This is a genomic window from Mycobacterium intermedium (assembly GCF_002086275.1).
Classification (GTDB): domain Bacteria; phylum Actinomycetota; class Actinomycetes; order Mycobacteriales; family Mycobacteriaceae; genus Mycobacterium; species Mycobacterium intermedium.
Map to the genome: position 1 here is coordinate 14,756 of NZ_MVHT01000049.1, position 19,282 is coordinate 34,037.

General features: G+C 66.0%; 17 protein-coding genes. 8 read left to right on the forward strand and 9 right to left on the reverse strand.

The genetic code is table 11. From position 1 onward, the window contains the following. Positions 1-17: 17 nt before the first annotated feature. Positions 18-782, forward strand: coding sequence for a TetR/AcrR family transcriptional regulator (locus BST27_RS17605; RefSeq protein ID WP_069418639.1), 765 nt, complete (start codon positions 18-20; stop codon positions 780-782). Positions 783-819: 37 nt separating this feature from the next. Here the strand turns inward: BST27_RS17605 and BST27_RS17610 are convergent, their stop codons facing one another. Further along, complete coding sequence (locus BST27_RS17610) at positions 820-1,185, reverse strand: PAS domain S-box protein (RefSeq protein ID WP_069418638.1); 366 nt, start codon at positions 1,183-1,185, stop codon at positions 820-822. A gap of 127 nt (positions 1,186-1,312) precedes the next feature. Continuing rightward, on the reverse strand, positions 1,313-2,863 hold the full coding sequence (metG, locus tag BST27_RS17615) for a methionine--tRNA ligase (RefSeq protein ID WP_069418637.1): 1,551 nt from the start codon (positions 2,861-2,863) through the stop codon (positions 1,313-1,315). Between the two features lie 40 nt (positions 2,864-2,903). Between metG and BST27_RS17620 the strand changes: the two genes are divergently transcribed. The 5 genes from BST27_RS17620 to BST27_RS17640 all read left to right on the forward strand — a co-directional run bounded on the left by BST27_RS17620 (position 2,904) and on the right by BST27_RS17640 (position 8,945). Beyond that, the gene (locus BST27_RS17620) at positions 2,904-3,743 is read left to right on the forward strand and encodes a TatD family hydrolase (RefSeq protein WP_069418731.1); all 840 of its coding nucleotides are present in this window, start codon (positions 2,904-2,906) and stop codon (positions 3,741-3,743) included. A gap of 189 nt (positions 3,744-3,932) precedes the next feature. Then, on the forward strand, positions 3,933-5,060 hold the full coding sequence (locus BST27_RS17625) for a resuscitation-promoting factor (RefSeq protein ID WP_197518090.1): 1,128 nt from the start codon (positions 3,933-3,935) through the stop codon (positions 5,058-5,060). Further along, positions 5,024-5,959 carry a 16S rRNA (adenine(1518)-N(6)/adenine(1519)-N(6))-dimethyltransferase RsmA gene (rsmA, locus tag BST27_RS17630; protein ID WP_069418635.1) on the forward strand — a complete coding sequence of 312 codons (936 nt, stop codon included), beginning with the start codon at positions 5,024-5,026 and terminating at the stop codon, positions 5,957-5,959. Before BST27_RS17625 ends, rsmA begins: the two co-directional genes overlap by 37 nt. A gap of 50 nt (positions 5,960-6,009) precedes the next feature. After that, positions 6,010-6,957: a 4-(cytidine 5'-diphospho)-2-C-methyl-D-erythritol kinase gene (locus BST27_RS17635; RefSeq protein ID WP_069418634.1), complete on the forward strand. Its 948-nt coding sequence runs from the start codon at positions 6,010-6,012 to the stop codon at positions 6,955-6,957. 353 nt (positions 6,958-7,310) lie between these two features. Continuing rightward, positions 7,311-8,945 carry a fatty acyl-AMP ligase gene (locus tag BST27_RS17640; RefSeq protein ID WP_069418633.1) on the forward strand — a complete coding sequence of 545 codons (1,635 nt, stop codon included), beginning with the start codon at positions 7,311-7,313 and terminating at the stop codon, positions 8,943-8,945. Positions 8,946-8,996: 51 nt separating this feature from the next. Here the strand turns inward: BST27_RS17640 and pth are convergent, their stop codons facing one another. The 4 genes from pth to BST27_RS17660 form a co-directional block, all read right to left on the reverse strand. Next, a complete protein-coding gene (gene pth / locus BST27_RS17645) occupies positions 8,997-9,572 on the reverse strand; it encodes an aminoacyl-tRNA hydrolase (protein WP_069418632.1) in 576 nt (191 codons plus the stop codon). Between the two features lie 11 nt (positions 9,573-9,583). Then, the gene (locus BST27_RS17650) at positions 9,584-10,240 is read right to left on the reverse strand and encodes a 50S ribosomal protein L25/general stress protein Ctc (RefSeq protein ID WP_069418631.1); all 657 of its coding nucleotides are present in this window, start codon (positions 10,238-10,240) and stop codon (positions 9,584-9,586) included. Between the two features lie 175 nt (positions 10,241-10,415). After that, positions 10,416-11,285: an oxidoreductase gene (locus BST27_RS17655; RefSeq protein WP_069418630.1), complete on the reverse strand. Its 870-nt coding sequence runs from the start codon at positions 11,283-11,285 to the stop codon at positions 10,416-10,418. Between the two features lie 26 nt (positions 11,286-11,311). Next, on the reverse strand, positions 11,312-12,556 hold the full coding sequence (locus BST27_RS17660; protein WP_069418730.1) for a cytochrome P450: 1,245 nt from the start codon (positions 12,554-12,556) through the stop codon (positions 11,312-11,314). A gap of 139 nt (positions 12,557-12,695) precedes the next feature. Here BST27_RS17660 and BST27_RS17665 point away from each other — a divergent pair, with 139 nt between their 5' ends. Beyond that, positions 12,696-16,004 (forward strand): helix-turn-helix transcriptional regulator, encoded by a 3,309-nt coding sequence (locus BST27_RS17665; RefSeq protein WP_197518088.1) that lies wholly within the window; start codon positions 12,696-12,698, stop codon positions 16,002-16,004. Between the two features lie 172 nt (positions 16,005-16,176). Next, the gene (locus tag BST27_RS17670; protein WP_069418628.1) at positions 16,177-17,241 is read left to right on the forward strand and encodes a GGDEF domain-containing protein; all 1,065 of its coding nucleotides are present in this window, start codon (positions 16,177-16,179) and stop codon (positions 17,239-17,241) included. 27 nt (positions 17,242-17,268) lie between these two features. On the opposite strand, the gene BST27_RS17675 is transcribed toward BST27_RS17670, so the two are convergent. The 3 genes from BST27_RS17675 to BST27_RS17685 are packed head-to-tail and all read right to left on the reverse strand — an operon-like array spanning position 17,269 to position 19,265. Then, positions 17,269-17,916 (reverse strand): LpqN/LpqT family lipoprotein, encoded by a 648-nt coding sequence (locus tag BST27_RS17675; protein ID WP_372515483.1) that lies wholly within the window; start codon positions 17,914-17,916, stop codon positions 17,269-17,271. An 11-nt stretch (positions 17,917-17,927) separates the two neighbouring features. Next, positions 17,928-18,284 (reverse strand): arsenate reductase (glutaredoxin), encoded by a 357-nt coding sequence (gene arsC / locus BST27_RS17680; RefSeq protein WP_069418626.1) that lies wholly within the window; start codon positions 18,282-18,284, stop codon positions 17,928-17,930. Continuing rightward, entirely contained in the window at positions 18,285-19,265 is a 981-nt protein-coding gene (locus BST27_RS17685; protein ID WP_069418625.1) for a ribose-phosphate diphosphokinase, read from the reverse strand. Positions 19,266-19,282 lie beyond the last annotated feature (17 nt).

Sequence of the window (19,282 nt, forward strand, 5' to 3'; positions counted from 1 at the left end):
CCGGGGGTGCAGAATCGATGGCTCGCCAGGTACGGTCCGAGCTAACCCGGCGAAAGATTCTGGCTGCTGCCATCGACGTCTTTAGCGAGGTCGGCTACGCCGCTGCGGGGTGGGGCACGATCATCGAGCGAACGGGCATGACCAAGGGCGCCCTGTATCACCATTTCGATTCGAAGGAAGCGCTCGCCTCCGACATCATCGACGAAGGCTCGGAAACGATGGTGCAGGCTTTCAACAACGTCTGCGGGTCGGCATCGCCGGCGCTGGAGAACATGATCCACGGCACCTTTGCCATCGCCAAGGTGTTGAGCACCGACAAGGTGGCGCGTGCGGCCGAACAATTGACCGCGGCGCTGAGCGGATTCAACGAGGCGACCGCGCGCAGCTGCCGCAACTGGGTTGAGGCAATGGCGCACCAGGCCCAGCGGGCCATCGCGGAAGGCGACCTTCGACCCGAGCTCGACCCCGGCGTCGTCAGCGCAACGATCGTCGGAGCCATGTACGGTGCGCGCGTGCTGGCGGTTTCCATCTCCGGACAACGTGCCAGCGAAGGTCTGGCCGAAGACCTCAGTGGCCGACTGAGTCAACTGTGGGGAGTGCTGCTGCCCGGCATCGCGACCGAGGAGTCCCTGCCGTATTTCCGGCAGTTCCTGGCCCGCGAGGCGATGCGACATGCCCGTTCGAAGAGGTCGGCCAACGGCCTGGCGGCCAGCGTTTCGGCAGCCGGCGACGCGCCGGCCACCGATGCGCCGGCCATCAACCAGGCGATCCTGGAGAACTAACCAGGCGGCCGCGAGCACGGCCTCTACGGGCAGAGCGTCAGCGCTCCTCCAACCACAGCTGTTCGGTGAGGTCCTGGAACGCTGCGAGGGCGAACTTGTCGTCGGACCGCATGACCGCCGACCGGCTCATCAGCGCCTTCACCACGGAACCGTCCTTGTGTGACAGTTCGACCACCTCGTTGGCCAGGGCCCGCACGAACGACAGCAGCGACGACTCCGAGTCAGGGGTCTGGTGGAAGATCTCGTGGAACTTCAGGGCGAGCACCTCCTCCGGATCGAATCCCACCATCTCCGCGAACGCGGTGTTGGTGAACAAGATGCCCCCGTCATGCCCGATCGCGAGGATGGGAACCGGGATCCGTTCCAACACCACCAGCGCCGGCAACTGCTTAAGGGTGGCCATCGGCGATTGGCTGGCTTGCCGATTCCGTCGTCGCTCCACAGCCCGATTATGTCCTATGCCAGACGGTAGGTCGGACGCTTTCGATTTACCGGTTGTGAAGCGGCACGCCGGACATCGGCGTTTGGTATCAGTCCACTTGATAACGCGGAAAAACCCCGGTTGGCTGTGGTAATGCGGTGCCGGGAACCAGCCGCGCGCCGACGGAAGTAAACGTCCGCTCGTCCGCGGGCTGGCCAAGTAGATCCAGCAATCTGCCCGCCGATTCCGGCATCACGGGCTGCACCAGCAGCGCCGCGATCCGCACCACCTCGCACGTCGTGTACAGCACGGTGCGGAATCTGATCTGGTCCGCTTCGGAGTCGCTCTTGCGCAGCACCCACGGCTGCTGGGCGGAGAAGTACTTGTTCGCGTCACCCAGCATCAGCCAGATCGCTTCCAAAGCCAGATGCATCGCCTGGGCGTCGAAATGCGTGCGCACCCGCTCCAGCAACCCGTCAGCGGTGGCCAGCAGTTCGGTGTCCGCAGCGGTGAATTCGCCGGGTTCCGGGACCGCCCCGTCCAGGTTCTTGGCGATCATCGACAACGAGCGCTGGGCGAGGTTGCCGAGCTCGTTGGCCAGGTCGGTGTTGATCCGGGTGATGATCGCCTCTTCGCTGTAGCTGCCGTCCTGGCCGAACGGCACCTCACGCAACAGGAAATAGCGGACTTGGTCCACGCCGAAGGTGTCTGCCAGGGCCGTCGGGTCGACGGTGTTGCCCACCGACTTGCTCATCTTCTCGCCGCGGTTGTGCAGGAATCCGTGCGCGAAAACCCTTCGTGGCAACTCGATTCCGGCCGACATCAGGAACGCCGGCCAGTAGACGGCATGGAACCTGATGATGTCCTTGCCGATCATGTGCAGGTCGGCGGGCCAGTACCGCTGGAACGACTCCGAGGCGGTGTCGGGGAAACCGGCGCCGGTCAGATAGTTGGTCAGCGCGTCCACCCAGACGTACATGACGTGGTCGGGGTGGTCGGGCACCGGGACGCCCCAGTCGAAGGACGTGCGTGAGACGGACAGGTCCTTCAGGCCGCCGGAGACGAAGCTGATCACCTCGTTGCGGCGTACTTCGGGCCCGATGAAGTCTGGGTTGGCTTCGTAGTGGGCCAGCAGCTTGTCGGCATACGCCGACAGCCGGAAGAAGTAGGTCTGCTCCTCGGTCCAGGTCACCGGGGTGCCCGTTTCGACCGCGATTCGGACGCCGTCTACAACCTCGGTTTCCGACTCGACGAAGAAGCGCTCGTCGCGAACCGAGTACCAACCCGAGTAGTCGTCCAGGTAGATGTCCCCGGCGTCGGCCATCCGTCGCCAGATCTCCTTCGACGCCTCATGGTGATCGGCGTCGGTGGTGCGGATGAAGCGGTCGAAGGAGATGTTGAGCCTCTCCTGCATGCGCTGGAAGACATCCGAATTCCGGCGTGCGTGTTCGGCGGTCGGCACACCCGCTGCCGCGGCCGCCTGGGCGACCTTGAGGCCGTGCTCGTCGGTCCCGGTGAGAAAGCGGACGTCGTACCCGTCGAGCCGCTTGAACCGGGCTATCGCATCGGTGGCGATGTATTCGTAGGCGTGACCCACGTGCGGCGCGGCGTTGGGATAGGCGATCGCGGTGGTGATGTAGAAGGGCTGCTTAGCGGTCATTGGACTTTCACCCTAATTGGGCGCACATATTGTGTGCGACGTGAGCTCCAACCGTCAGCACCGTGACCGACCTCCCGCGCCCGAGCCGTTGGCGCCTCTAGTCGACGCCCACACCCATCTCGACGCGTGTGGTGCGACGGATGCCGCCTCCGTTGGCGCGATCCTCGATCGTGCCAACGCCGTGGGCGTACAGACGGTGGTGACGATCGCCGACGACCTGGATTCGGCCCGCTGGGTGACCCGGGCCGCCGAGTGGGATCCGCGGGTGTATGCCGCGGTGGCGTTGCACCCCACCCGCACGGATGCACTGGACCAGGCCACCCGCAGCGAGATCGAGCAGCTGGTGTCCCATCCCCGGGTGGTGGCCGTCGGCGAGACCGGTATGGACATGTACTGGCCGGGCAAGCTGGACGGGTGCGCCGCGCCGGAGGTGCAGCGGGAGGCCTTCGCGTGGCACATCGACCTGGCGAAGAGGGTAGGCAAGCCGCTGATGATCCACAATCGGCAGGCGGACCGCGAAGTGCTCGACGTGCTCCGAGCGGAGGGCGCACCCGAGACCGTGATCTTTCACTGCTTCTCGTCCGACGCGGCGATGGCTCGCGAGTGCGCCTCCGCGGGATGGTTCGTCAGCCTGTCGGGGACGGTGAGCTTTCGCAACGCGCGAGAGCTGCGTGAAGCGGTGCCACTGATACCGATGGAGCAACTCTTGGTGGAAACCGATGCACCTTTTTTGACGCCGCACCCGTACCGCGGGACAGCGAACGAACCATATTGTCTGCCCTACACCGTCCGTGCGTTGTCTGAGCTGGTACATCGGCCCCCCGAGGAGCTGGCCGAGACAACGACCAGCAATGCGCGCCGGGTGTATGGGCTAGCCTGATTCGGCGGCACCGGGCCTGACATCTGGCCGCAGGAGTTGCCGACCGTTGGCCCGTTCGTTACCGTCTTGTGATCGTACGGGTGGGTGTCCTTCTCTCGAAGGGCCCCATTTTGTGATTTTCAGCTGAGAAGGTCGGAGCTTTGGCAAAACGCTTGTCGCTAAGGTGCTGATTAGGTCGGGATAGAGCTTTTGAAACTGGTTACAAAACTTCACCAATCCGAATCACCGTTGCTGCGCCTGGTAGTTGGCGCGCTGTTGCTGGCCCTGGTTTTTGCCGGCGGGTTCGCGATTTCCGCAGTCAAGACAGTGACGTTGACCGTCGACGGAAACGCGATGCGGGTCACGACCATGAAGTCGCGAGTGATCGACATCGTCGAGGAGAACGGGTTCTCGGTCGCCGAGCGCGACGACCTGTACCCGGCCGCCGATGTGACAGTCGGTGATGCCGCCGACATCGTGCTGCGCCGCAGTCGCCCGTTGGAGATTTCGCTGGACGGCCGCGAGACCAGGCAGGTGTGGACAACCGCTTCCACCGTCGACGAGGCGCTGGCGCAACTGGCGATGACCGACACGGCCCCCGCGGCGGCTTCGCGCGGCACCCGCGTTCCGCTGAGCGGCATGACGCTGCCGGTGGTCAGCGCCAAGACAGTGGAGATCGACGACGCCGGCGTGGTGCGCACGGTGCACCTGCCGGCCCCGAACGTTGCGGGGCTGCTGAGCGCCGCCGGTGCGCCGTTGGAGGCGACCGACCATGTGGTGCCCAGCGCGACGGCCCCCATCGTGGAGGGGATGCAGATCCACGTGACCCGTAACCGCATCGGGCAGGTCACCGAGCGGGTGCCGCTGCCCCCGCCCGCCCGTCGCATCGAAGACCCGGAACTCAATCAGAGCCGCCAAATCGTCGAAGACCCGGGCGAGCCCGGCACGCAGGACGTGACTTTCGCGGTGGCCTCGGTCAACGGTGTCGAAACCGGCCGGCTGCCCATCTCCAATGTGGTGTTGGTACCGCCCCGCGAAGCGGTGGTGCGGGTAGGGGTCAAGCCCGGCACTGAGGTGCCCCCGGTTATCGACGGAGCCATCTGGGATGCCATCGCGGGCTGCGAGGCGGGTGGCAACTGGGCCATCAACACCGGCAACGGCTACTACGGCGGCGTCCAGTTCGACCAGGGCACCTGGGAGGCGAACGGCGGACTGCGCTTCGCGCCCCGCGCCGACCTGGCCACCCGTGAAGAGCAGATCGCCGTCGCCGAGGTGACGCGCCAGCGCCAAGGCTGGGGCGCCTGGCCCGTGTGCAGCGGACGGGTGGGCACCCGCTGACAGTCCGGCTGCTGGGCCGCAACGAGATCAGGCAGCTGGCCAAGGAACTCGATTTCCGGCCCCGGAAATCGTTCGGTCAGAACTTTGTCCACGACGCCAACACCGTGCGACGCGTGGTCACCGTCTCCGGGGTGACCCGCTCCGACGTCGTGCTCGAGGTCGGTCCTGGCCTGGGATCGCTCACGCTGGCGCTGCTGGACCGTGGACCGACGGTGACCGCCGTCGAGATCGACCCCGTGCTGGCTGCCCGGCTGCCGCAGACCGTCGCCGAGCACTCCAACAGCGAGGCCCAGCGGCTCACGGTGCTCAATCGTGACGTGTTGTCCCTGCGCAAGGAGGATCTGGCGGCCGAGCCGACGGCGGTGGTTGCCAACCTGCCCTACAACGTCGCGGTTCCCGCGCTGTTGCACCTGCTCGCCGAATTCCCCTCGATCCGTGTCGTGACGGTGATGGTGCAGGCCGAGGTCGCCGAACGGCTCGCCGCAGAACCCGGCGGCAAGGACTACGGCGTGCCCAGCGTCAAAGTGAACTTCTACGGGCGGGTGCGGCGCAGCGGGACGGTGTCGCCGTCGGTGTTCTGGCCCATTCCGCGGGTCTACTCCGGGTTGGTCCGGATCGACCGATACGAGACCTCGCCCTGGCCCACGAACGATGTGTTCCGCGAGCAGGTGTTCCGACTCGTCGACATCGCGTTCGCTCAGCGGCGTAAGACGACGCGCAATGCGTTCGCGGAATGGGCCGGCTCGGGAAGCGAGTCGGCGAGCCGACTGCTGGCGGCCAGTATCGATCCCTCTCGGCGCGGTGAGACCCTGGCGATCGACGACTTTGTCCGACTCTTGCAGCGGGCCCAAGACAACCCGCCCCGAACTGGTGACGGGCGGCACATTTCGGCGAGCTGAGGACCAGCGATAGTCTGCTGCGGTGGCGGTGGCTGACATCCTGGTTGCTCATGCCTGACGGCAACACCGCCGAATTGTGGGTACCGACCGGCTCGGTGACCGTTCGCGTGCCTGGCAAGGTCAACCTTTATCTGGCCGTCGGCGATCGGCGAGCGGATGGCTATCACGAGCTGACGACGGTGTTCCACGCCGTCTCACTCATCGATGAGCTGACCGTGCGGAACGCCGACGTGTTGTCGCTCGAGCTGGTCGGCGAGGGCGCCGACAAACTGCCGAACGACGAACGCAACTTGGCCTGGCAGGCGGCCGAACTGCTTGCCGACCACGTGGGACGGGCGCCGGACGTGTCGATCGTGATCCGGAAGTCGATCCCGGTGGCCGGAGGCATGGGCGGTGGCAGCGCCGACGCTGCCGGTGTCCTGGTGGCGATGAACTCGTTGTGGGAGCTCAACCTGCCCCGCCGTGACCTGCGCACGCTCGCGGCAAAGCTGGGCAGCGACGTGCCGTTTGCCCTGCACGGCGGGACCGCGCTGGGCACCGGACGGGGTGAGGAACTGGCTACGGTGTTGTCGCGCAACACCTTTCACTGGGTATTGGCATTCGCCAAGAGCGAGCTGCTGACTCCGGAGGTGTACCAGGAGCTGGATCGGCTGCGGGAGGTGGGGGACCCCCCGCGCCTGGACAGGCCGGGTCCGGTGCTGGCCGCGCTCGCCGCCGGCGATCCGCACGAGTTGGCGCCGCTGCTGGGCAATGAGATGCAGGCGGCCGCGATCAGCCTGGATCCGGCGCTGCGGCGGGCGCTGCGTGCCGGGGTGGACGCCGGTGCGTTGGCCGGCATTGTGTCCGGGTCCGGGCCGACGTGTGCGTTCTTGTGCGCCTCAGAGGAGTCGGCCGTCGATGTCGGTGCGCAGCTGGCTGGGGCGGGCGTATGTCGGACCGTTCGAGTCGCCACCGGGCCGGTACCCGGCGCACAGGTGGTGACGCCCACCGAGGCGTGATTGCGCCCACTGAGGTGTGACTTGGCGCCCTCCGCCGCGCTCCGCCGCCTTGAGACCGCGTTGAGACTGCGTGTAGGGCGGCGAAGTGCGAGAAGGCACCGCCAAGAGCGCAGTGTCAACGTGGGGTTCGGTGTGACTTGGCCCTCAGAGTTTGGCAGTTACTTAAGAGGAGCTTAAGATAATCGGCGGTGACAGCCAGCGGAAGGGAGAGAATGCGGTCTCTGCGTTCGCTGGACATCATCATTTTGAGACTTAATTGCTCCCGAAATGTGCGCGCGCGCCTGCTTTAAAGTGCCGTCCAGCAGGCGGAACATGAAAATCCGGGCCCTGGCGCCGGAGCCGAGGAGGTTGCTTTGAGCAGGTTTACCGAGAAGATGTTCCGCAACGCCCATGAGAGCACCAAGGGCATGGTTACCGGTGAGCCGCACAACCCAGTCCGTCACACGTGGCTTGAGGTCCACGAGCGGGCGCGCCAGATTGCCGGAGGGCTGGCCAAGGCCGGCGTCGGACGTGGTGATGCGGTCGGTGTGTTGGCCGGTGCACCGGTGGAGATCGCGCCGACCGCCCAGGCCCTGTGGATGCGCGGCGCGAGCCTGACCATGCTGCACCAGCCCACCCCGCGCACCGATCTGGCGTCGTGGGCCGAGGACACCACGACCGTCATCGACATGATCGAGGCCAAGGTCGTCGTCATCTCCGATCCGTTCATGCCCGCGGCTCCGGTCCTAGAACAACGCGGCGTCAAGGTGCTGACCGTCGCCGATCTACTGGCCAACGACCCGATCGACCCCGTCGAGACCGACGAGGACGACTTGGCGTTGATGCAGCTGACGTCGGGCTCGACCGGTTCGCCTAAAGCCGTGCTCATCACGCACCGCAACGTGTACTCGAATGCCGAGGCCATGTTCGTCGGCGCCAAGTACGACGTCGAAAAGGACGTCATGGTCAGCTGGCTGCCGTGCTTCCACGACATGGGAATGATCGGGTTCCTGACGGTGCCGATGTACTTCGGCGCCGAACTGGTCAAGGTGACCCCGATGGACTTCCTGCGCGACACCCTGCTGTGGGCCAAGCTGATCGACAAGTACAAGGGCACGATGACCGCCGCGCCCAACTTCGCCTACTCGCTGTTCGCCAAGCGGCTGCGCAAGCAGGCCAAGCCGGGCCAGTTCGACCTGTCGACGCTGCGGTTCGCGCTTTCAGGCGCTGAGCCCGTGGAGCCCGCCGATGTCGAGGACCTGATCGACGCCGGTAAGCCGTTCGGGCTCAAGCCCGAGGCGATCCTGCCGGCCTACGGCATGGCCGAGACCACGCTGGCGGTGTCCTTCTCCGAGTGCGGTGCGGGTTTGGTGGTCGACGAAGTCGACGCCGATCTGCTGGCCGCGCTGCGCCGGGCGGTTCCAGCCACCCGCGGCAACACCCGCCGGCTGGCGTCGTTGGGCCCGCTGCTGCAAGGGCTTGAGATCCGCATCGTCGGCGACGACGGCACCGTCCTGCCCCCCAGAGGCGTCGGAGTCATCGAGTTGCGCGGTGAGCCGCTGACCCCGGGTTACATCACGATGGCCGGTTTCATGCCCGCGCAGGACGAGAACGGGTGGTACGACACCGGCGACCTCGGCTACCAGATGGAGAACGGCCACGTCGTGGTCTGCGGTCGGGTCAAGGACGTCATCATCATGGCCGGCCGCAACATCTACCCGACCGACATCGAACGGGCGGCGTGCCGGGTCGAGGGTGTCCGTCCGGGCTGCGCGGTGGCCGTGCGACTGGACGCCGGGCACTCGCGGGAGACGTTTGCGGTCGCCGTCGAGTCGAACGCCTTCGAGGACCCCGCCGAGGTGCGTCGCATCGAGCACCAGGTGGCCCACGAGGTCGTCGCCGAGGTGGACATGCGGCCGCGCAACGTCGTCGTGCTCGGGCCTGGGACTATCCCCAAGACGCCGTCGGGCAAGCTGCGCCGCTCGAACACCCTGACTCTGGTCACCTAACCCGGCCTTCCCGCCGAACGCTCCTCCGCTCGCGAGAAAGCTTGCGGGGGGCTACCAGGCGTGCACGATGTTCTGCGCCGGTTCCAGTCCCAGCTCGACGAGCAACTCGGTGGCGTCTGCAGCCTGCTCGCAGATCGTCGGGACCTCTGCTCGTTCGGCGGCGGTGAAGTTCTCCAACACGAAGGCCGCGGGATCCTTGCGCCCGGGCGGACGACCGATGCCGATGCGGACCCGCTGAAAGTCCTTGGTGCCCAACGCCGACGCAACCGAACGCACCCCGTTGTGGCCGCCTTCCCCGCCGCCGAACTTGAGCCGGATCCGGCCGAACTCCAGGTCAAGCTCGTCCTGGATGACGACGATGTCGGCAGGGGGCACCGAGTAGAACTTCGCCAGCGGACCGACCTGGCGGCCGGACTCGTTCATGTAGCAGCGCGGTTTGGCCAGCACCACCGAACGCCCACCGAGTCGGCCGGTGACCACCTCAGCGCCAGAACGCTTGTGCGCCTTGAACTTCGCGCCCAGGCGCGCAGCAAGGATGTCGGCGACGACGAACCCGAGGTTGTGTCGGGTGCGGGCGTAGGTTTCGCCGGGATTGCCCAGGCCGACCAGCAGGAGCGGCTCGGCCATGCGCCGACCCCCTATTCGGACTCGCCGGAGGCCTCGGCTTCGCCGGCCTCGGCAGCAGCCTCTTCGCCTTCGGCCGCGGCCTCTTCGCCTGCGCCCTCTTCCGCGAGGTCTTCGGCGGTCGGCGCGTTCACCACGTTGACCACCAGCAGCTCGGGGTCGGAAACGAGGCTGACGCCCTTGGGCAGCGGGATCTGGGCTGCGGTGAACTGCGTGCCTGCCTCGGCGCCCTCGATGGACACAGTCAACTGTTCCGGAATCGACAGCGCTTCGGCCTCGATCTCGATCGCGTTGGTTTCCTGCGTGACCAGGGTGTCGGGCCCGGCTTCGCCCTCGACGATGACGCTGACCTCGACGGTCACCTTCTCGCCGCGACGCACGACCAACAGGTCGGCGTGCTGGATGGTGCGCCGGATCGGGTGAATGTCGATGGCCTTGGTGAGCGCCAGTTGCTCCTTGCCCTCGATGTCGAGGGTCAGGACGGCATTGGTGCCCGAGTGCCGCAGCACGGCGGCGAAGTCGTGCCCGGGCAGCTCGAGGTGCTGTGGGTCTGCGCCGTGGCCGTAGAGAACGGCGGGAATCTTGTCCGCGCGCCGTGCGCGCCGGGAGGCACCCTTGCCCGTCTCGGTGCGTACCTTGACGCTCAGCTTGTTGACTGTGGACTTAGCCATGATGTCGCTCCTGTGTGTTCTGGGGCACGGCCAGGATCGCGACGAATTGTCGGTCTCCGTCGATAACGGTGCTGGTAAAGCTGGTGCACCCTCGCCGTGACGCCTGGCCAGGTTAGCGCATGTGCACCTCAGAGGAAAAATTCGGGCGGGCCGTCGCCGCCCGACAACTCGCACCTCAGAGCGGAAATTCAGTGTCGGTGAGCCGCTCCGAGAGTTCCCAAAGGGCGGCGGCGGTCGCCGCATCGCGCGCCCGTCGGCTCCGCCCCACGGCCTGAGTGCGGCCGACATAGCCGAATCGGGGGCCGACATAGGTGTTGCCAGGGAGATCCTGGGAGGCCGCGTACAGCGTCTGACGGGCGCCGAAGTCGGCGTCGGTGGCCATGATGCGGGTGGCGGCCGAGACCACGGCGTCGCCGAACTTGCGCCCGGATGCCCCTTGCAGGTTGGTGTGCGAGTAACCCGGGTGTGCGGCCAGCGCCCGCAGCGGCGACCCGGCGGCCTCCAGGCGGCGCTGCAACTCGCGGGTGAACAGCAGGTTCGCCAGCTTGGACTGGCTGTAGGCCAGCCAGGGTGAATACCGTCGGGCCTGCCAATTGAGGTCGTCGAGGGCGATCCGGCCCGGCCAATGCGCCATCGAGGAGACCGTCACCACCCGATCGGTGAGTTTGGGCAACAGCAGGTTGGTCAGCGCGAAGTGGCCGAGGTGGTTCGTGCCGATCTGGCTCTCGAATCCGTCGACGGTCGTTGCGTAGGGGGCAGCCATGATGCCGGCGTTGTTGATCAGCACGTCGGCCCCGTCCACGCCCTCGGCGAACGACCGCACCGACGACAGATCCTGCAGATCGAGGCGGCGCACTTCGACATGCCCGCTCATCTGGCGGGCGGCGCTCTCGCCCTTGTCGGTGTTGCGGACGGCCATGATGATTGCAGCGCCGCGGCTGGCCAACTCGCGGGCCGTCACCGCGCCCAGGCCGCTGTTGGCGCCGGTGATGATCACCGTGCGCCCGGCGAACGAAGGAAGATCAGCTGCCGTCCATCCCGTCACGGTTGCTTACTGTAGAGAGCCGCTTCTCACCACTTGTCGAACGCCAACGGAAGGGTGGTGGGCCCGGTGATCCCGGCCATGGATCTCCACGGGGCCGGGCCGGTCTGACGGGCCTTGGGCATGCGGGAGGGGATCACCCGAAGCGCCTCGGTCAGTTCCAACCGTGCCAGGTGAGCACCGAGGCAATAGTGCACGCCGCCTCCGAAATTCATGATGGCCGCACTGTTGGTTCGGGTGATGTCGAACTGGTCCGGATCTTCGAAGACCTCCGGGTCGCGGTTGGCGGCGGCGGTGTTGCCGAGCACGATGGTGCCCGCCGGGATGCGGATCCCAGCGAGTTCGACGTCCTCGGCGGCCTGCCGGATGGTGCCGAAAATGATTGGGGAATAACGCATTAGCTCATGCACGGCGTCAGATGCCAGTTCGGGGTTGCGGGCCAGCAGGTCCCACTGGGCCGGATGCGCGCACAACACCTGTATCGCCGCGGCGAGCTGGTTGCGCGTGGTGTCGGTGCCGGCGCCGAGCAGGGTGCCGCACAGCATGAGCAGTTCGTCGTGAGTGAGGCGGTCACCGTCATCTTCGGCGCGGATGAGATCGGAGATCAGGTCATCGGACAGCGACACCCGTCGGCGCCGGATCAATTCCTCTATATAGGCATCCAGTTCACGCCACGCCGCCAAGATCTCCGGAGTGTCCTCGACCACATTGGTTTCGAAGACCTTCTTGATGGCATCGGTCCAATCGGAAAACAGCTGCCAGTCCTGTGGCGGCGCGCCGAGCAGCGCACAGATGACCGGTGTGGGGTAGCGCCGGGCGATGTCGGCGACCAGATCGCAGTGCCCGACGGCGGCGCAGGGTTCGACCAAGCCGGTGATGACGTCGACGATCAAGCCCCGAAGCCGTTCTGCGGCGCGGGGTGAAAAGGCCTTCGACACCAGGCGCCGCAGCCGGTGATGAGCCGCGCCGTCCAAACCGAGGATGTTGCTGGTTGCCCTGTCCCACAGGGGACCCGAGGTGATTCCTTGCACGCTGAGTCCCAGCCCCTGCGCGGTGACGAAGCGGTTGTCGCGCAGCACCTTGCGGACCAGGTCGTAGGTCAGCACTTCGGGGCCGTAGAGGCCGATGGCGATTGGCGAGACGGCGCGCGTCGCGGCGATGACGCGGTGCGCTTCTGCCGGGTCGGTGAATTGGTCGTAGGCGATGGTGGGCAGTGCGGCGTCAAGACCGGTGGGGCAGACGCTGGGGCAATCGAGCGCTGTTTGGATCGTCATGGGCTTGACTATCCGGCGGTCGGCGCCCAGAAAGATCCGCCGCTGCGCGCATTTTTGCGCGCACCGACCGCGCAATTGCGCGCAGCCCTCGGCCCGAACCGCGCGGTTTCGCCGATGTATTGCGTAGGTTGTGGCGGCGATGCTGGCTACCATGAGCCAACACGCGGAGATGCCTGCGCTGACCTGGAGTGAGTTGGGTGTGAGCGAGTTGCTGCCGACCGGGACGGTGACGCTGCTGCTCGCTGATGTCGAGGGGTCGACGCGATTGTGGGAGACCCAGCCCGGGCAGATGACGGCGGCGCTGGCGGCGTTGAACCGGACGGTGGATGAGACAGTCGCCGCATACGACGGAGTGCGCCCGGTGGAGCAGGGTGAGGGCGACAGTTTCGTGGCGGCGTTCGCGCGGGCGTCCGATGCGGTGGGATGTGCGCTGGCGCTGCAGCGAGCGCCGTTGGCGCCGATCAAGCTGCGTATCGGCCTGCACACCGGTGAGATCCAGTTGCGCGATGAGGGCAATTACACCGGCCCGACGATCAACCGCACGGCACGAATCCGTGATTTGGCGCACGGTGGTCAGACGGTCTTGTCGGGGGTGACGGAATCCCTTGTCGTGGACCGGCTGCCCGACGGTGTGTGGTTGACCGATCTGGGCAGTTATCCGTTGCGGGGTGTGCCGCGCCCAGAGCGAGTGGTGCAGTTGTGCCATCCCGAGTTGCGCAACGAGTTCCCGCCGCTGCGGGTCCGCACAGCGGTTGCGTCGCACAACATTCCGGCGCAGCTGACAAGCTTCGTTGGGCGTCAACGCGAGATGGCGGAGCTACGACGATTGGTGGCCGACAACCGGCTGGTCACCTTGACCGGTGCCGGGGGAGCGGGCAAGACGAGACTTGCCGTCGAGGTCGCCTCGCAACTCGGGGCGGAGTTCACCGACGGGTTGTGGTACGTCGACCTGGCCCCGATCAACAATGCTGCCGCGGTGCCGGTAACGGTCGCGCGCACACTGGGTCTGCCCGATCAGCCGGGCCGTTCCACCATCGAACTGCTGGGGCGGTTCTTCGCCGAGAAGACGATGTTGATGCTGCTCGACAATTGCGAGCATCTGCTCGATGCGTGCGGGGGCATGGTCGTCGACCTGTTGCGGTCGTGCCCGCAATTGACGGTTCTGACGACCAGTCGTGAGCCGCTGGGGGTCCCCGGGGAAATGAGCTGGCGGGTGCCGTCCTTGGCGGTTGCCGACGAGGCGGTCGAATTGTTCAGTGATCGGGCCCGGCGGGCCCGCCCCGATTTCGTTGTCGACCAAGCTAATTCGGAGCTAGTGGGCGAGATCTGTGCGCGCCTGGACGGAATGCCGTTGGCCATCGAGCTTGCCGCTGCGCGCACTCGGGCCCTGTCGCTGACCCAGATACTGAACAGCTTGCATGACCGGTTCCGCTTACTCACCGGGGGTGCACGTACCGCGGTGCGTCGACAGCAGACGCTGCGGGCGTCGGTCGATTGGTCGCACGCGCTGCTGACCGATCCCGAGCGGATTCTGTTTCGCCGGCTTGCGGTGTTTTCCGGCGGGTTCGACCTCGATGCCGCTCAGGCGGTGGGTGCCAGCAACGAGGTCGAGGGTTACCAGTTGCTGGATCAACTGACCCTGTTGGTCGATAAGTCACTGGTGGTCGCTGACGATACTGCTGGGGGCATGCGCTACCGACTGCTGGAAACAGTGCGCCACTACGCGCAGGAAAAGCTTGGCGAGTCCGGTGAGGCCGACGAAGTACGCACCCGACACCGTGACTATTACGTCGGCACGGCGTTGCGTCTCGCACTGGCGGCTCTACCCGGCGACCAGCCTTTGCTGGACTGGGCGCCGGTCGAGATCGACAACCTGCGGACCGCTTTCGTGTGGTGCCGGGAGAACGGCGACCCTGAGACGGCACTGCGGCTGTTGTCGTCGTTACAGCAGTTCTGGCTCAGAAGCGGGCGGTTGCGCGAGGCGCTCACCGGCTTCGACGCTGTGTTAGCCGAGGTGCGTCCTGGGCAGGTCGCGCCATCGGTCTGGGTCTGGGCTGTGGGCGACCGCAGCACCCTGGCCTTGGTGGCGGGTCTGCCAGCCGACCCGGATGTGACGCAGGAAGCGCTGGCCATTGCCCGTCAACTGGGCGACCCGATGCTGATCGCCCAGGCTCTCGCTGCCTGCGGAATGCTCGCCTACTACGACTCCGAACTCGGCCAGCCCTACCTCACCGAGGCCATCGAGTTCGCCCGCGCCAGAGGTGATCGGTGGCGGCTGTGCCAGCTCTTGGCCTACCAGACGAGCGTGAGCGTTTATGACGGAGACCTGCTCGCGGCCCGGGCGTTTGGCGAAGAGGGGCGGGAGATCGCCGACGCGCTGGGCGACCGCTTCACCGTTGCCAGCGGCGGCGTCTGGCTGTGCGGGACCCTGGCCATCCTGGGCGAGTTTCCCCGCGCTTGCGCGATCATCGAAGAAATCCTTGGGGAGGTTGAACGATCTGTAGACCTCACCTTGCAGGTCTACGCACATACGGTCCACGCGAATGTGCTTGCGTTCCAGGGCGAGGCGGACGCAGCCGGCGTCGCAGCGCAAGCTGCGCTGGTGGCCGCGGAGTCCGTCGGCGGCTACTTCGGAGACGCGGTGTATGCGGTGCTGGCCCACGCGGCGGTGGCCGCCGGCGACACCGTTGTGGCCAGGCAGGCGTCCCAGGCGTCTTGGCAGCAGACTGATGAGCGCCGCCAGGCGTTCCTTGCTACCTTCAATCCGCTCGCCGAGGCGGCACTCGCGGCGGGCGACTTGGTGGCCGCGCGCGAATGGGCCGACCGGACCGTAGCGCTGGTACCGGGTGGCCATCAAGTGCGCGCGCTGACGATTCGGGCCTGTGTCGCAGCGGCCCAAGGGGACCTGGACCAAGCAGAGCGCGACGCCCACGACGCCCTTGCGGTCGCCACGCGTACCCAGGCATTCATGCGCGTCCCCCAGACCTTCGAGTGCCTTGCCCGGCTGACGGCCGATGCCGGCAACCCGCACTATGCGACGCGATTGTCAGGGGCGGCGCACGCGATGCGGCAGCGCATGGCCCAACGTCGCTTTCCGATGTACGAAGCCGACTACGAAGCAACCGTGACCACCCTTCGCCAGACGCTGGGGGCGACCGATTTCAACTCTGCCTGGGCCGATGGTTCGGCCCTGTCCGTCGAGGAAGCGATCGCCTATGCGCAGCGTGGCCGTGGCGAGCGTAGGCGTCCGACGAGTGGTTGGGGGTCGTTGACTCCGACGGAGCTCGATGTGGTGCGCCTGGTCCGTGAAGGATTGGGAAACAAAGAAGTCGGCGCTCGTCTTTTCATCTCGCCCCGCACCGTGCAGAGCCACCTAACCCACGTTTACGCAAAGCTCGGCCTAGAATCACGGGTGCAGTTGGTCCAAGAAGCAGGCCAGCACGTCTGACGCCAGTCGTCGCTGCGCCCTTGTTGGGCGGCGATGTGCGCCCTGCGCAATTCTTTGTTTTGCTATGAAATTGCGCGCGGGCCCACCGGCAAGATCAGCGATGTGCCACGATTTGTGCGTCTGAAAGCGGCGAGAGTCTGTGGTACCGACGGGGAGCCAAACATTGATCGAGATGATTCGCCGATGGTGGCGGCCCGATCAGTACGATTGGCTTTCCGGCTATCTCGGGGCGCGGGGTGTCAGCGGCATCACACGGGCGGTGATCGCGGCCATTGCCGGTTCCATGGTGTTGTGTCTGCTCGTACTCCTCTTCGGTTCCGACGGTCCCCGCGACACGCGGGGGGTCGTCATGACCTGGATCGCGGTCGCGTTGGGAGTGATCGGGGCCTTGCTGTGGATTTGGCGTTGGCCAAGCCGAATACAGTCGGTGGCCTTCGCAGGGTTGTGCAACATCGCCGTCGCGTTGGCGTGTCTGGCGCACCCGGAGCCACTGGCCGCGCTGATCGGGTGTACAGCGTTTGCCACGTTCGGCGCGTACATCGCGTTCTTTCACAACGCCGGATTTGTGCTTTACAACTTCGCGGTGGCGGCAGTCGTCGGAGTCTACGAGGCCGCACGACTGGCCGCGGCCGGACACCCCTCATTGGCTGGGGTGGATTTGTGGCTGGTGGTCGAGGTCAACATCGCCCTGCCGCTGGCGATCGCAGGCCTGGTCCGTGCTTTGGCGGGTGATCTGTTGCGCGCCGACCGCGATCCCTTGACCGGGCTGCTCAACCGACGGTCCTTTCAGCAAAACGCGCTGGGAATGATGCTGGCCCGCCGGGGCATCGACTCTCACATGGTGGTGTTGCTGATCGATCTGGACAACTTCAAAGGGCTCAACGACATGCGTGGCCACGCCGCCGGTGACAACGCCCTCGTCCAGGTTGCCCAGTCGCTACTGGCCGCAGCAGGTGATCGGGCGGTCGTCGCACGCACCGGCGGCGAGGAATTTATTCTTGCGGGCACTTCGGCGGGTTGCAACGCGGAGCCTTTGGCGGGCCAGATGTGCCAGGCGATCGCGGCCTCGGCCGCCGGGGTCACCGCGAGCATCGGCACCGCCTGTGCGCGTTTAGAAGATACCGTTCCCAGCGAACACCAGCCACTGCTCGAGGAATTGATCGCCGCCGCGGATGCGGCGATGTACGAGGCGAAGCGGCTGGGCGGAAATCGCGCGAAACACCACGAGCTCTGCTGATCTCATGCCGAGCGCGGCTTGGCCGGGCTACTTTCTGGCGACCACGAATCCGCGAATGATCGTCTCGATGTCCTTCGCTTCGGGGCCCGCCTGCTCGGCGAGGCTGGTGATGGTCAGCTGAACCAGGAACTTCTCTTGGCCCGGCCCGGGGCTGGTGGGAATCACAATCCGGTTCCAGGTGTGCAGTCGCTGTCCCTCGAGGTTGTAGCTGCCCTGCAGCATCGACGACGGAAAACCATTGAAATCCGCGGAAGACTCGTCGAGCTTCTTGAAGTTGTCGAATAGGTACGCGTCGGCGTTGCCGTGCCTGGCGACTTCGACCGGGTCAAAGGTTCCGGTCAACGTGAACACGACCAGCCTGGCCGTCGGATACTTGCGGCCTTTCGAAAGCAACACCGTTTCCGGGGGGATGTTCGGATTGGTAAACCGCTCCCACCCCGGGGGCGTCGGAATGGACACCGTGAGGCCTGGCAGCGAATCGGTCGCCACTTGATGCCCGCCGACACCGATGCTTTCCAGATACTTCGACAGGGGGACGGGCTTCTCGGTGGTCGTAGGCGTACTGGTTTGCGAGCTGGGCGTCAGGATCGTTTGATAGTCGGGGACTTTCGGTCCGCAGGCCACGGCGGAGCCGGTCAGAACGGCCAAAGCGGCAGCGGCCGCGATTCGTCCTATAGCCGGTGCTCTCACAGAATCTCGCGGACCGTATCGATCGGCCTCGCCAGCCGCGTGCCCTTGGGCGTGACGACAAATGGCCGCTCGATCAGGATGGGGTGTTCGGCCATCGCATCGAGCAACTCGTCATCGGTCGCGTCGGCCAGATTGAGTTCGGTGTACAGCGATTCGCGTTTGCGAACCGCGGTGCGCACGTCGATGCCGGCGTCGCGGATCATGCCTTTCAGCTCGTCGCGGGACGGCGGCGTTTTCAGATACTGCACCACAGTGGGCTCTATGCCGTTGTCCCGCAACAGATCTAACGTCTTGCGCGACGTGCTGCATTTCGGGTTGTGGTAGATGACTGTCTTACCCTGGGCAGCAGCCATCTATGCGTCTCCATCGAAAAGGCCGGTGACGGAACCGTTTTCGAAGACGGCACGAATCGTGCTGGCGAGCAGCGGGGCGATGGACAGCACGGTGAGCTGGGGGAACCGCTTTTCTTCGCCGATCGGCAGCGTGTTGGTGACGATCACTTCCCGGGCGCCACAGGCGGCCAACCGCTCGGCGGCCGGATCGGACAGCACCCCGTGAGTGGCGGCGATGATCACGTCGCTGGCCCCGTCATTGTGCAGCAGCTGAACAGCGCCGGCGATGGTGCCGCCGGTGTCGATCATGTCGTCGATCAGAACGCAGGTCCGGCCGGCGACCTCGCCGACGACGCGGTTGGACACCACCTGGTTGGGCACCCGCGGGTCGCGGGTCTTGTGGATGAAGGCCAGCGGGACGCCGCCCAGGGAGTCCGCCCACTTTTCGGCGATGCGCACGCGTCCGGAATCGGGCGAGACCACGACCATGTTGCTGTCGGGGTAGTTGTCCCGGATGTAGCCGGTCAGTAGGTTCTGGGCGCGCATGTGGTCGACGGGCCCGTCGAAGAACCCCTGGATCTGGTCGGTGTGCAGGTCGACGGTGACGATCCGGTCCGCGCCGGCGGTCTTGAGCAGGTCTGCGACCAGGCGGGCGGAGATCGGCTCACGCCCGCGGTGCTTCTTGTCCTGGCGGGCATAGGGATAGAACGGCATGACGGCGGTGATCCGTTTGGCGCTACCGCGTTTGAGCGCGTCAATCATGATCAGCTGTTCCATCAGCCAGCGGTTCACCGGCCACGGGGACGACTGCAGGACGAAGGCGTCGCAGCCGCGGACCGACTCGTGGAAGCGGACGAAGATCTCGCCGTTGGCGAACTCGCGAGCCGTCTGCGCCGTGACGTGGACGTCGAGTTCTTTGGCGACCTGTTCGGCGAGCTCAGGGTGAGCGCGGCCGCTGAACAGCATCAGGTTTTTGCGGTTATCGGTCCAGTCGTGGCTCAACGTGCTGCCCTCGCGAT